The organism is Rhizobium phaseoli (assembly GCF_010668805.1).
Classification (GTDB): Bacteria; Pseudomonadota; Alphaproteobacteria; order Rhizobiales; family Rhizobiaceae; genus Rhizobium; species Rhizobium phaseoli_A.
The window spans coordinates 26,056-38,757 of sequence record NZ_WUFT01000006.1 but is presented as its reverse complement, the minus strand read 5'-3'; the positions used below and the strand labels follow the sequence as shown (position 1 = coordinate 38,757).

The window sequence follows — 12,702 nt, the reverse complement described above, 5'->3', positions numbered from 1 at the left end:
GAAACGCGGCGCGGCTGCGATCAGGCCGCGTTCGGGACGATGAACATCTGATGGTCGGCTGAGATACGCACCAAAATCTCGTCATAGGATGCGAGGGTCGGATGCGGTGTCTCCATCTTCTGGTGATGGGTAGCGGTAACGACCATGACATCGGCGCCGGCGGCCTCGCCGGCAATGATGCCGGCTGCGACATCCTCGAACACCAGGCAATCATGGGGGCTGACGCCGAGCCGCTCGGCGCCCAGAATATAACATTGCGGATCGGGTTTACCGACCTTCACATCCTCCGCCGTCACCATGAATTTCGGCACCGGCAAGCCTGCCGCCTCCAGCCGCCGGTGGGCAAGACGCAACGGCGAGGATGTGACGATCGCCCAGCGATCCGGCGGCAGTGAACTCAGGAATGTCGCAGCACCTGAAATGGCAACGACGTCGCGGACATCGGCGATTTCGGCTTCGGTCACCAGCCTGGATTCATGTTCGGGGTCTACTCCGGGCAGGTTCAGCCGGGTGATCGTGTCGATGCCACGCGATCCGTGCATCTTCGGCAAAAAGGCGGCGACATCGAGCCCGTGACGCCTTGCCCAGTCGCTCCATGCACGCTCCGCCGCCTGGATCGAATTGAGGATGGTGCCGTCCATATCGAACAGGAAGGCGGCATAAGGCTTCTCGAAGCCACGGGGCATCGGCAGGGACAAAACGTAGATCCTTTTCAGGAGGAATATCGGACGGTCATTGCTGTCGATTGATAAGGGCAAATTATTGCATTTTGCAAGCTTGCGGAAAGACGACGGCCGCTGTTGAGAAGGCAAAAACCGCCTTAGAAAGCGGTGCGGGTGGCCAATAAGCCGCAGGAGAGTCGGAGACCAATCGCGTCGTGGCAGAGGGTGTCGGTGCTGGCGGCGAGCTCCCGTGCGACCGGAGTATCGGCGCGCAGGTGGGCTTGTGCGGCCGGATCGACGCGCATCGGAGTGGCGGTCCATAGCGAGGGGCGGCTGACGTCGATTGAAGAAATCCTGCCCTTCTCGCGGCCCACGGCAGAGGACGCGATCGCCATGCCGCTTGCCGTCAAGGCGAGTGCAAGGGCAATCTGGAGGCCCAAATCTGCGGCCTCGCGAGGGGAAATGAACATAGCGGCCTCATGCTGCCGGTTTTCAGCGTTTATCCAGCAATTAAGGCAGGCGGGGGTGCCGATCCAGCGGCTTCGCCCGTTAAGGTTTATGCGTAACCATGGAAGGTTCGCGTAAAAGTTTTTGGCAAATTTCGGAACAACGATTCCAGAGCGCGGTTACCCCAGGGCCACCCAAGATGAAAATCAAAGGAGGATATCCTCATGACCAAGTCCCTCATTGCCGCTTCGCTGCTTGCGATCGGCATGGCCTCGTCTGCCTTTGCCCAGTCGAACCCCGACCCGATCGGGCCGACGAATGGCGGCTCGACCGATCCGAGTTCGGGTAGCTATTCATCCGATTACACCAACAGTGACAACGGCATGTATCCGGTGCGCAGCGCGCCGGTCGACCCGATGACGACACAAAGCATCGGCCGTCCGCAATCGATGGAATGCCCCGGCATGCCGCAACAGATGTCCGGCGTCGACACCCGCGGCGGTCAAAGCGGCGCATCGATCAGCGACGCTTGCCGCGAGTACGACAACTAACAGGCAACCTCCGATGACTGAAAAAGGCCGGTTCACGCCGGCCTTTTTCATCTCGCGACGGCGATGCAAAGCTTTTTCTCGCGGATGAAACTTTTGATCCGGCCGCTCCGTACATCCGTAGCAGGTTGAAAAGAACACAAGCAGGAAACGGCTTATTGGCACAGGACGCGGCAAAACCGGCCATTCTCTGGTTTCGCAAGGACTTGCGCCTTGACGACAACCAGGCTCTCAATGCAGCCTATCTCTCCGGGCGGCCAGTCATCCCCCTCTATATCAACGAGCCCGCGGCGGGCACCAGTCCCCTGGGCGCTGCGCAAAGCTGGTGGCTGCACCATTCGCTGGAAGCGCTCGACAGGTCGTTGCGCCAGCGGCAGGGACGGCTGGTGCTTGCCAGCGGCGAGGCCCTAGAGGTGCTCTCCGCTTTGATCAAGGAAAGTGGTGCCGAAGCCGTCTTCTGGAACCGCCGCTACGATCCATCCGGAATCGCCATCGACATCCAAATCAAGCACGAACTGGAAAAGCAGGCGATCGAGGCGAGAAGCTTCGGCGGCCAGTTGCTGCACGAGCCTTCCCGGCTGATGACCGGTGCCGGCACACCCTATCGCGTCTACACGCCGTTCTGGCGGGCGCTGGAGGCCGCCGGCGAACCGGAGCGACCGCTCGCCGCGCCTGCGAAACTAAGGCTGCCATCGCAGCTTGCAAAATCCGAAGGGCTGGAGAGCTGGAGACTGCTGCCGACGACGCCGAACTGGGCGAAGGATTTTGGCGATCTATGGACGCCGGGCGAAGAAGGTGCGCAGGAGAAGCTTCGTGACTTCGTCGAGGAAGCGCTCGATGGCTACAAAGAAAACCGCGACTATCCTGCGAAGCAAGCGACATCGATGCTGTCACCGCATCTGGCACTCGGCGAGATCTCGCCTGCGCGTATCTGGGATGCGACACGCGGTCTTACGAGCCAAGTGCCGGCGGCCGATATCGTGCATTTCCGCAAGGAGATCGCCTGGCGCGAATTTTCCTATCACCTGCTTTTCCATTTCCCGCAGCTTGCCTCTGAAAACTGGAACAATCGTTTCGACGGCTTCGAATGGCGCAACGACGATGACGATTTCAACGCGTGGCGCCGGGGGCTGACCGGCTACCCGATCGTCGATGCCGGCATGCGCCAGCTCTGGCGCCATGGCTGGATGCACAATCGCGTACGGATGATCGTCGCCTCATTCCTGATCAAGGATCTGATGGTCGACTGGCGCCGGGGCGAGGCCTGGTTTCGCGACACGCTGGTCGATGCCGATCCAGCCAACAACGCCGCAAGCTGGCAGTGGGTGGCTGGCTCAGGAGCCGATGCCTCACCGTTTTTCCGGATCTTCAATCCGGTGCTGCAGGGCCAAACCTTCGATCCGGACGGTGACTATATCAGAGCGCATGTGCCGGAGCTTCGAGAGCTCGGGGCAAAATACATCCATCGGCCGTTCGAAGCGCCAAAGAGCATGCTCGACGAGGCAGGCATCACGCTTGGCCAAACCTATCCGAAACCGATCGTCGACCACGCGAGCGCGCGCAACCGGGCGCTCGCCGCCTACAACGCCACAAAGGACGCCGCATGAACGCGCACTTGCGTCCTGCTCCCCGCCGGCTGAAGATCGCCATCATCGGCTCCGGCATCTCGGGCGCCTCCGCTGCCTGGGCGCTGTGTCAGGTACACGACGTTACGCTCTACGAGAGCCAGGCGCGGGCGGGCGGCCACACGGCGACGGTCGACGTCGATTACGATGGGGTGCGGATTGCCGTCGATACCGGCTTCATCGTCTATAACGAACAGAATTACCCAAATCTGACGGCGCTCTTTGCCGAGCTCGGCATCGCCACGCATGCAAGCGACATGAGCTTTTCGCTCTCACTCGACCGCGGCAGACTGGAATGGTGCGGCGGCGGGCTGTCGTCGATCTTCGCACAGAAGCGCAACCTGCTGCGGCCGTCGTTCCTGTGGATGATTCGTGAGATCCTGCGCTTCAACCGCACCTGCCTCGAAGACCGGGCGGCCGGCCATCTCGCCTCCCGGTCAATCGGCGACTATCTCGACTGGCGCGGCTTTTCGCCGGGTTTCACCAACAACTATCTCCTGCCGATGGCGGCGGCCATCTGGTCGACGCCGTCCGCCCGCATGCTGCAGTTTCCCGCCGAGCATTTCGTCAATTTCTTCGACAACCACCGGCTGATCCATCGCCGGCAGCACCAGTGGCGGACGGTGACCGGCGGGAGCCGCACCTATCTCGACCGGCTGCTTCAGCCGCTCGGCGAACGGATGAAGCTTTCCTGCGGCGTGCGCAGCGTGCGCCGCTCCGCGAGCGGCATCACGATCATTGACGATACGGGCAGCGAACACGCCTTCGACAAGGTGATCTTGGCTTGCCATAGCGACCAGGCAGCCCGCCTGCTCGTCGATGCTACCGACGGGGAAAGGAGACTGCTTGCCGCCATCCCCTATCAGCCAAACCGCGTCGTCCTGCACCGCGACGAAGCCCTTATGCCGCAGCGGCGCAAGGTCTGGGCTTCGTGGAACTATCTGCGTTCCAGCCGGGAAGATGGAAAGGCAGGCGTGGCCGTCACCTACTGGATGAACAGGCTGCAGGGCATCGACGACAATTTTCCGCTGTTCGTGACGCTCAACCCGGATCGTGAGCCGGACCCCCGCAGGGTTTTTGCGGAATTCGCCTACGAGCATCCGCAATTTTCGACCGAGGCGGTGAAGGCGCAGCAGGCGCTTGCCGCCATTCAGGGAGAGAACAATTGCCATTTCGCCGGTGCCTGGACGGGATTTGGATTTCACGAGGATGGCCTCGTTTCCGGTCTGGCGGCAGCGGAGGCGATGGGCGGCATCATCCCCTGGCGGACAGTCCGAACCTGGGAACCTCAACCGGATGCAACAGCATGAGAGGACGCGGCGAAAAGCGTGGCATGGACACGGCGGCCAACGGCCCTACACCAGATGCCGCGGCAGCACTCTATGTCGGCGACATCATGCATCAACGGATGAAACCGTTCGGCCATCGCTTCCGCTACCGCGTCTTCTCGCTGCTTGTCGATCTTGATCGGCTCGATGAGGCCGACCGGGCGTCGATGCTGTTTTCCGTCAACAGAGGCAATCTTGTGTCGTTTTACGAAAGGGACCATGCCGATGCCGGCAACACGCGACTACGCATCTATGCCGACCGGCTGCTGACGCAAGCGGGGCTCGATCGTGCCGACAGGATCCTGCTTGTCTGCTATCCCCGAATTCTCGGCTATGTCTTCAACCCGCTCTGCATCTATCACGCCTATGATGCCGGTGGCGCACTCGTCGCGATGATCTACGAGGTGCGCAACACCTTCGGCGAGCGGCACAGCTATGTCTGTCCCGTCGGCCGCGGCGAGATGTCGGAAAGCGGCCTTCGCCAGAGCTGCGACAAGCTCTTCCACGTCTCGCCCTTCATCGGTGTGGCGGCGCGCTATCATTTCCGCATCTTGCCGCCCGGCGCGGAAATCCGCTGGCGCATCCTCGAAACCGACAATGAAGGCCCGCTGCTTTCGGCGACGTTTTCCGGGCGACAAGAGCCCTTGACCAGCGCCTCGCTGCTAAGGTTGACGGCGTCCATACCTTTCCTCACCGTCAAAATCGTGGCCGGTATCCATTGGGAAGCGCTGAAACTCTGGCTGAAAGGCGCCCGCTATATCAGGCGTCCGGCCCCGCCGCCTGAAGTCAGCATCCACCAGCCCTGCCCGCTTGCAGACGCGGCGGAATGACATTAGCTTTCGATGTAATGGCCGGAGGCCGCCCGAGCACATCGTCACGGATGTATCGTCGTCCCTCACCGGCAAAAAAATGCTGGAGGAGGAGAGATGAGCAAGGTGCAGGACTGGAATCTGCTGGCTCGTGATGCGGTGACGCTGACGACCGAAAACATATCCCGTCTGGTGAAGGGACTGCCCTTCAAGGCGAAGTTGGCGTTGCGCGGGCTTCTGCGCATGCAGCACGGCGCGCTTGCCGTTACTCTGCCCGACGGCCGCAGGCTGCTGATCGAGGGGAAGAAGGCCGGGCCGAAGGCGGCGCTGCGGCTCAACAATTGGAACCTTGCCTATCGGGCGCTGACAAGCGGCACGATCGGCGTCGCCGAAACCTATATGGATGGGGACTGGGACAGCCCCGACATCACCGCCTTTCTCGAACTCTTCCTCGTCAACGGCGAGGCGGTCTACAGCTATGCGCATGGCAAGGGCGGTCTTGGTCGCCTGTTCGAGCGCGTCCGCCATTGGATGAACGCCAATACCCGGACAGGCTCGAAGCGCAACATTTCCGCCCATTACGATCTCGGCAACGATTTCTACAGGCAATGGCTCGATCCGAGCATGACCTATTCCGCCGCACTTTATTCGACTGGGGCCAACGATCTGCAATCGGCACAGAATGCAAAATACCGCGCGCTCGCCGAGGCGACCGGCATCGCGCCGGGGGATGACGTGCTGGAGATCGGCTGCGGTTGGGGCGGTTTTGCCGAATTCGCCGCAAGCGAGCTGAACTGCAAGGTGACCGGGCTAACGATCAGCCGCGAGCAGCTCGCCTTTGCCGAGGAGCGCATCCGCAAGGCCGGTCTTGATGACCGGGTGCAATTGCGCCTCCAGGACTACCGCGACGAAACAGGGCTCTACGACCGGATCGTCTCGATCGAGATGTTCGAAGCGGTCGGCGAGAAATACTGGCCATCCTATTTTTCCAAGCTCAGGCAATGCCTGAAGCCGGGCGGCAAGGCCGGCCTGCAGATCATCACCATCCAGCCAGAATCTTTCGACCAGTATCGCAGCAATCCCGACTTCATCCAGAAATATGTCTTTCCCGGCGGCATGCTGCCGACGCGCAACCACTTGGCCGAACTCGCCGGCAAGGTCGACCTGTCGCTGGACAAGGATTTCGGCTTCGGGCTCGACTATGCGCGCACGCTTGCCGAATGGCGCGAGCGCTTCTGGTCGGTCTGGGAACGGATCCGCCCGATGGGCTTCGACGAGCGTTTCAAGCGGCTCTGGGAATTCTACCTGTTCTATTGCGAGGCCGGCTTCCGCGCCCGCAATATCGATGTGCGCCAGGTCGTGTTCTCGCGCCGGTGATCATTCCGCCAAATGCGGCGTCACCGAATGGTGACCCGTCAATGGCGGCCGCTCCCGCCAGCCGGTCACGCGGTTCACCAGGGTGAAATAAACACCATAGGGGAGCAGGCGCGCCAGTTTCAGCAGGGTGGTGAAGCGCTTCGGGAACGTGATCTCAAAGGCCCGCAATTTCAGCCCGGCGGCAATCTGCCGGGCAGCGTCTTCGGGCGACACCAAGGCCGGCATCGGAAAGGCGTTCTTCCTCGTCGCCGGCGTATCGACGAAGCCTGGGCTGACGAGCTGGATGCGGATGCCGATCTTGTCGAGATCGAATTTCAGGCTTTCGGCCATATTGATCAGCGCCGCCTTGGTGGCGCCATAGGCTGCACCCGTCGGCAGGCCGCCATAGCCAGTGACGGAGGAGACGATGGCGATCTGCCCCTGGCCTTTCGCCTTCATATGGCGGACCGCCGGCAGCAGACAGTTGACAACGCCGGAAAGATTGACGGCAAAGCTTTTTTCGAAATCGGCGCGGTTCAGATCCTCGGCATGGACCGGCAGGTAGACGCCGGCATTGAGGATCGCCATGGCGAGCGTGCCATGCTCATATTCGATGGAGGCCATGACATGTTCCATGTCCTCGGCATCGGTGACGTCGCCGTCGAGAACCACGATACTGCCGGAAAGACCGCTGGCTTCGGCCTGCAGCTCGACCAGCTTTTCGTGGCTTCTGGCGGTGACGGCGACCTTGTATCCCTCGGCCGCGAGCTTCAGCGCAAGCGCCCGGCCGATCCCGGAACTCGCCCCGGTGATCCAGACGATTCCATGTTCGGGACGGGCGATGAAATCAAGCATCACATGTTCCTCCGGCTCTGCCTGACCAACACGAAAACAGGTCCGGAAGTTCTCTGCGTCTCCCGGATTTATGGCTCTATCACACCATTGTGGCTGCTTTCAGCCGATCAGGTCGCCAATCATCTGACGAAAGGATCCCGTCAGCCTGACCGGCCCGTCCGAAACGGCAAAGGCGATGCAAGGCCTGTCCTTTTCGGCGACCGGTCGGTGGTCGACCGTCTCGTCGGCGATGGAGATGTCGCCGCGGCCGAAACGGCCGCGTTCATCGTTGAAGGCGCCATCGAGGATGAGGATGAGTTCCATGCCTTTGTGGGTATGCGCCGGCAAGGCGCGGCCCGGGCGGATCCACATCAGGTTGACCTCGCAGCCGTCCATATCGAAGCAATATTCCTTGAAGCCCGGCAAGCGCTTGCGCCAGGGCACATCCTCGACTTCGCAGCCGACGAGATCGCGCAACGCTTGGGGAAACAGTACGTTTTCCGGCCGCGCTGCCGCTCGTGGCACAGAGACGGGAGGCGCCGAGGAAAAGATCGCCGAAAGCCGCCGGTCGCGATCGGCAATGGCAGCAACAGGCGCGCTTTCCAGCGCTTCCCCGGCTAGAAGCTCGAGGCTTTTCACCAGGCTGCGATTATCCAGCTTCATTTCGAGATGGGACCGCACCAACACACGCGCCGGCTCGGGCAAGGAGCCAGCGACATAATGCGCCATCAATGCATCGATCGTATCGATCTGCTCGTGAATCATGCCGGTTTCGGTCACGCCCTGTTGCCGCGCTCCGTTTTCGCTTTGTCGTCATCCGTACGGGGAAAGTCAATCTTCGGATCACTCCGCGCACGGTGGGATTGTCGGCCACGCGTCATTTCAGGGGAGGAAGGCCAAATTTTATCGTGCCCGACAGAGGCGTGGAATAGCATTTCTTGCCAACTCAGCCTTGTGAAGGGAAAAGACCATTCCTAAAGTAAGAGTTCGAATAGAGGCAGATTCCATGACCTTCCACCCTTCCGTCCTCGAAGCCATCGGCAACACGCCCCTGATCAAACTCAAGGGCGCATCGGCGGCAACCGGCTGCACCATTCTCGGCAAGGCGGAGTTCCTGAACCCCGGCCAGTCGGTGAAGGATCGCGCCGCGCTCTTTATCATCCGCGACGCAGAGCGGAAGGGCCTGCTCCGGCCCGGCGGCGTGATCGTTGAAGGCACGGCCGGCAACACGGGTATCGGGCTGACGCTGGTCGCCAAGGCGCTCGGCTACCGCACCGTTATCGTCATCCCGGAAACGCAGAGCCAGGAAAAGAAGGACGCGCTCAAACTGCTCGGCGCCGAACTCGTCGAGGTGCCCGCCGTTCCCTACAAGAACCCGAACAACTACGTGAAGGTTTCCGGCCGGCTCGCCGAGCAGCTGGCGAAGACCGAACCGAACGGGGCGATCTGGGCAAACCAGTTCGACAATGTCGCCAACCGCCAGGCACATGTCGAAACGACCGCCCCAGAAATCTGGAGGGACACCGACGGCAAGATCGACGGCTTCATCTGCTCGGTCGGTTCCGGCGGCACGCTGGCAGGTGTCGCTGCCGGCCTCAAGGCATTTAAGGCAGACGTCAAGATCGGCATTGCCGATCCTGATGGCGCCGCTCTTTATGAATTCTACCAGAACGGCGCGCTGAAATCCCAGGGCTCCTCGATCACCGAGGGCATCGGTCAGGGCCGCATCACTGCCAATCTCGAAGGCTTCACGCCTGATTTCTCCTATCGGGTGTCCGATGCCGAAGCGCTTCCCTATCTTTTTGATCTCGTCGAAAACGAGGGCCTGTGCCTTGGCGGCTCGACGGCGATCAACATTGCCGGCGCAGCGAAGCTCGCCCGGGATCTCGGACCCGGCCACACCGTGGTGACGATCCTCTGCGATTACGGCAACCGCTATCAGTCGAAGCTCTTTAACCCGGATTTCTTGACCTCGAAGGGATTGCCCGTTCCGGGCTGGATGGCCAAGTCGCCCGAGATAGACGTTCCCTACGAACCCGCGTGAGACCCCATGCCCGTCAATGCCCTCTATCGTGACGACTTCTATCTTTCGACATGCGAGGCGGTCGTCACCGCTGTCCACGAAGACGGGGGCATCGAACTCGACCAGACCTGCTTCTATGCGATGTCAGGCGGCCAGCCGGGTGATACAGGCGAGCTTGAACGCGCCGATGGCACCAAGATCGCCCTTGGCCAGACGAAACACGGCCCGACCAAGGATGTCGTCATCCACGTGCCGCTCGAAAACGAGCCGAAGCCTGTGGTCGGCGAGACGCTGGTGCTGCACGTCGACTGGCTGCGCCGCTACAAGCTGATGCGCATGCACACGGCCTGCCATCTACTCTCAGTCGTCTGCTCCTTTCCGATCACCGGGGCTGCCGTCGGCGAGGAGGAAAGCCGTGTCGACTTCGACATGACCGAGACGATCGACAAGGACGAAGTGACGGCCAAGCTGATGGAACTGGTCGGCGAGAACCATCCGGTCTATCTGCAATGGATCACCGACGAGGACCTTGCGGCCAATCCCGACATCGTCAAATCGAAGAATGTCCGTCCGCCGATCGGGCTCGGCCGCGTCAGCCTCGTTTGCATCGGCGAGAACTCATCGATTGACAGCCAGCCCTGCGGCGGCACACATGTCTCCGAGACACAGGAAGTCGGGCAGATTCACATCGCCAAAATCGAAAAGAAGGGCAAGGAGAACCGGCGCTTCCGCATCCGTTTCGGCACGCCCGGCGACGAAGCCTGACCATCAAGGGAGAGCATCATGAGTGAGACCAAGAGCCGTTTCGTCGTGTCGGCCGACTGGCTGCAGGCCGAGCTCGGCAAACCGGATCTGCGCGTACTGGACGCCTCCTTCTATCTGCCGGCGCAGAAACGCGATGCCGATGCCGAATATGCGGCCGGCCATATTCCGGGGACCATCCGCTTCGACCAGGACAAGATCGCCGACCATTCGACGTCGCTGGCGCACACGATCCCCTCGCCCGATTATTTCGCCGCCGAAGTCGGCCGGCTCGGCATCAGCGAGAACGATCGCATCGTCGTCTATGACGGCATCGGCCTGTTCGCCTCGCCGCGCGTCTGGTGGCTGTTCCGGGTGATGGGCGCTAAGAACGTCTTCGTGCTCGACGGCGGTCTCGACGGCTGGAAGGCCGAAGGCCGTCCGCTCGAAAGCACCGCACCCAACTATGCGCCGGCGCGTTTTACGCCCGATTTCGACGAGAGCCGGGTGGTGACGCTCGATAGGATGCGCGACATCGTCTCGAGCGGCGCGATGCAGATCGCCGATGCCCGCAGCGCCGGCCGCTTCGCTGCTGCCGAGCCCGAGCCGCGCGCCGGCATGCGCTCCGGCCATATGCCGGGCGCCCGCAGCCTGCCCTCCGGCACCTTTGCCAACCAGGGCCGGTTCAAGTCGCTGCCCGAACTGCGCCAGACAATCGAGGATGCCGGCATTGATCTTTCCAAGCCCGTCGTCACCTCCTGCGGCTCGGGCATCACCGCCGCGATCATCACGCTGGCGCTGGAATCGCTCGGCCATCACGACAACAAGCTTTACGACGGCTCGTGGAGCGAATGGGGCAGCCGGGACGACACGCCCATCGTCACCGGCCCGCCGACGCCGGTCAAAGCCTGATCGCCATGGGGAAGACACCCGCGTCGCTGAAAGCGCATATCACCCGGCTGGAAATGACGGCGGCACCGAAGGCGAGCATGCCGGTGCCCGTCAATATCCAGACGGCGATCATGCGCGCTCCCGAGATCCCCTTGCCCTTTTACCGCTATCTGTACCGGCAGGTCGGCGCGCGCTGGCAATGGGTCGACCGGTTGCGCATGAGCGACGAGCAGCTTGCCGAGACGCTGAACGACAAGCGCAACAATATCAGCGTTCTCTATGTGAACGGCGCTCCCGCCGGCTTCTACGAATATTTCTGCGAGGACGAGGATACGATCGAGCTCTGCCATTTCGGCCTGATCGAACATGCGCTCGGCCTCGGCATCGGCAAATGGTTCCTGCTGCAGGCGCTCTACGCCATCTGGTCGCTCAATCCGAAGCGCGTCACCACGACAACAAACAACCTCGACCACCCGCGCGCGCTGCAGCTCTACCAGATGTACGGCTTCTCGCCGGTCTCGACCGGTACCGGCATCGTCCGGCCGCTGAGCGACAAGGAGCTGCTGGAGATGGCGCGGAAAAGTTGACCGGTTTCGTCCCCGCGTTTCTGGAGGTCGCTAACGTTGCGTCAGGCTATTCGGACGGCGCGGATCGTTCCGGCGCTCGAAATCGAGCATGCGACCCGCCTGTTCCTTTAGTTCGGTCACGTCGCGGCGCAGAGCCCTCAGCTCCTCCAGTATTTCTGCATTCTGTTGCGCCAGCAGCGCCAGATCGACGTCGGCCATAGGCGTTCTCCTTTCGCCATGCAGCGTTCGGACAGCACGTTACTAGGCTTTCCGCTCGCCGGCGATCTCATTCGGATCGCACGCAAGAAACGGGTGGCTTGCGCGCTCGCCCAGGCGCAATTTCATGGCGATCACAAGGAGATTTGCCATGACCACCATTCGTTTTGCCGCCATGCCGACCACTGACGCCGAAGCCCTCTGGAGCGGTGGCCGCGACGCCTATGACAATTTACCCGAGACGATGATATCCGACGGTGACGGCAACCCGTGCCGCCATTGCCTGCGGAATATCGAAGAGGGCGAGGAGCTGCTGGTTTTTGCCTACCGGCCCTTCCCGGCGCTGCAGCCCTATGCCGAAACTGGGCCGATCTTCCTGCACAAACAGCCCTGCCGGCGTTACGCCGCCGAGGAAATCCAGCCGCCGATGCTGACGATGAGCCCCGACTTCATCGTCCGCGGCTATAGCGAGAACGACCGTATCGTCTATGGCACCGGCGCGGTGACTGCTATCGCCGATATCCCGGCCTATGGCGAAAAGCTGCTGGCCCGGCCGGATATCGCTTACGTGCACGTGCGCTCGGCACGCAATAACTGCTTCCAATGCCGTATCGACAAGGTAAAGACGCCGGTCCTGGCAGAGACCGGCGCCTAAC

General features: G+C 61.7%; 15 protein-coding genes. 10 read left to right on the top strand and 5 right to left on the bottom strand.

Annotation, left to right across the window (positions count from 1 at the left end):
- Positions 1-20: 20 nt before the first annotated feature.
- Entirely contained in the window at positions 21-698 is a 678-nt protein-coding gene (locus GR197_RS10750) for an HAD-IA family hydrolase (protein WP_164009195.1), read from the bottom strand.
- Between the two features lie 122 nt (positions 699-820).
- Complete coding sequence (locus GR197_RS10745) at positions 821-1,132, bottom strand: hypothetical protein (protein ID WP_164009193.1); 312 nt, start codon at positions 1,130-1,132, stop codon at positions 821-823.
- A 201-nt stretch (positions 1,133-1,333) separates the two neighbouring features.
- On the opposite strand from GR197_RS10745, the gene GR197_RS10740 reads away from it, so the two are divergent.
- The 5 genes from GR197_RS10740 to GR197_RS10720 all read left to right on the top strand — a co-directional run bounded on the left by GR197_RS10740 (position 1,334) and on the right by GR197_RS10720 (position 6,796).
- Positions 1,334-1,660, top strand: a complete 327-nt coding sequence (locus GR197_RS10740; RefSeq protein WP_164009191.1) for a hypothetical protein — start codon at positions 1,334-1,336, stop codon at positions 1,658-1,660.
- A 155-nt stretch (positions 1,661-1,815) separates the two neighbouring features.
- Complete coding sequence (locus tag GR197_RS10735) at positions 1,816-3,264, top strand: cryptochrome/photolyase family protein (RefSeq protein WP_164009189.1); 1,449 nt, start codon at positions 1,816-1,818, stop codon at positions 3,262-3,264.
- Positions 3,261-4,592, top strand: coding sequence for an NAD(P)/FAD-dependent oxidoreductase (locus GR197_RS10730; protein WP_164009187.1), 1,332 nt, complete (start codon positions 3,261-3,263; stop codon positions 4,590-4,592). The genes GR197_RS10735 and GR197_RS10730 overlap by 4 nt, the downstream gene beginning before the upstream one ends.
- A complete protein-coding gene (locus GR197_RS10725) occupies positions 4,589-5,440 on the top strand; it encodes a DUF1365 domain-containing protein (RefSeq protein ID WP_164009185.1) in 852 nt (283 codons plus the stop codon). Before GR197_RS10730 ends, GR197_RS10725 begins: the two co-directional genes overlap by 4 nt.
- Before the next feature lie 96 nt (positions 5,441-5,536).
- Positions 5,537-6,796 (top strand): SAM-dependent methyltransferase, encoded by a 1,260-nt coding sequence (locus GR197_RS10720; protein WP_164009183.1) that lies wholly within the window; start codon positions 5,537-5,539, stop codon positions 6,794-6,796.
- On the opposite strand, the gene GR197_RS10715 is transcribed toward GR197_RS10720, so the two are convergent.
- Together GR197_RS10715 and GR197_RS10710 are read right to left on the bottom strand one after the other, a co-directional pair.
- On the bottom strand, positions 6,797-7,630 hold the full coding sequence (locus tag GR197_RS10715) for an SDR family NAD(P)-dependent oxidoreductase (protein WP_164009181.1): 834 nt from the start codon (positions 7,628-7,630) through the stop codon (positions 6,797-6,799).
- 99 nt (positions 7,631-7,729) lie between these two features.
- On the bottom strand, positions 7,730-8,389 hold the full coding sequence (locus GR197_RS10710) for a ChrR family anti-sigma-E factor (RefSeq protein ID WP_348643266.1): 660 nt from the start codon (positions 8,387-8,389) through the stop codon (positions 7,730-7,732).
- A gap of 226 nt (positions 8,390-8,615) precedes the next feature.
- Here GR197_RS10710 and GR197_RS10705 point away from each other — a divergent pair, with 226 nt between their 5' ends.
- The 4 genes from GR197_RS10705 to GR197_RS10690 are packed head-to-tail and all read left to right on the top strand — an operon-like array spanning position 8,616 to position 11,851.
- A complete protein-coding gene (locus GR197_RS10705; RefSeq protein ID WP_164009179.1) occupies positions 8,616-9,653 on the top strand; it encodes a cysteine synthase A in 1,038 nt (345 codons plus the stop codon).
- Positions 9,654-9,659: 6 nt separating this feature from the next.
- Positions 9,660-10,397 carry an alanyl-tRNA editing protein gene (locus tag GR197_RS10700; protein WP_164009177.1) on the top strand — a complete coding sequence of 246 codons (738 nt, stop codon included), beginning with the start codon at positions 9,660-9,662 and terminating at the stop codon, positions 10,395-10,397.
- Between the two features lie 18 nt (positions 10,398-10,415).
- Positions 10,416-11,285, top strand: a complete 870-nt coding sequence (gene sseA, locus GR197_RS10695; RefSeq protein WP_164009175.1) for a 3-mercaptopyruvate sulfurtransferase — start codon at positions 10,416-10,418, stop codon at positions 11,283-11,285.
- A 5-nt stretch (positions 11,286-11,290) separates the two neighbouring features.
- A complete protein-coding gene (locus tag GR197_RS10690) occupies positions 11,291-11,851 on the top strand; it encodes a GNAT family N-acetyltransferase (RefSeq protein ID WP_164009173.1) in 561 nt (186 codons plus the stop codon).
- Between the two features lie 30 nt (positions 11,852-11,881).
- Here the strand turns inward: GR197_RS10690 and GR197_RS31945 are convergent, their stop codons facing one another.
- Positions 11,882-12,049 carry a hypothetical protein gene (locus GR197_RS31945; RefSeq protein ID WP_204330161.1) on the bottom strand — a complete coding sequence of 56 codons (168 nt, stop codon included), beginning with the start codon at positions 12,047-12,049 and terminating at the stop codon, positions 11,882-11,884.
- 148 nt (positions 12,050-12,197) lie between these two features.
- Here GR197_RS31945 and GR197_RS10685 point away from each other — a divergent pair, with 148 nt between their 5' ends.
- On the top strand, positions 12,198-12,701 hold the full coding sequence (locus tag GR197_RS10685; RefSeq protein ID WP_164009171.1) for a DUF1203 domain-containing protein: 504 nt from the start codon (positions 12,198-12,200) through the stop codon (positions 12,699-12,701).
- Position 12,702 lies beyond the last annotated feature (1 nt).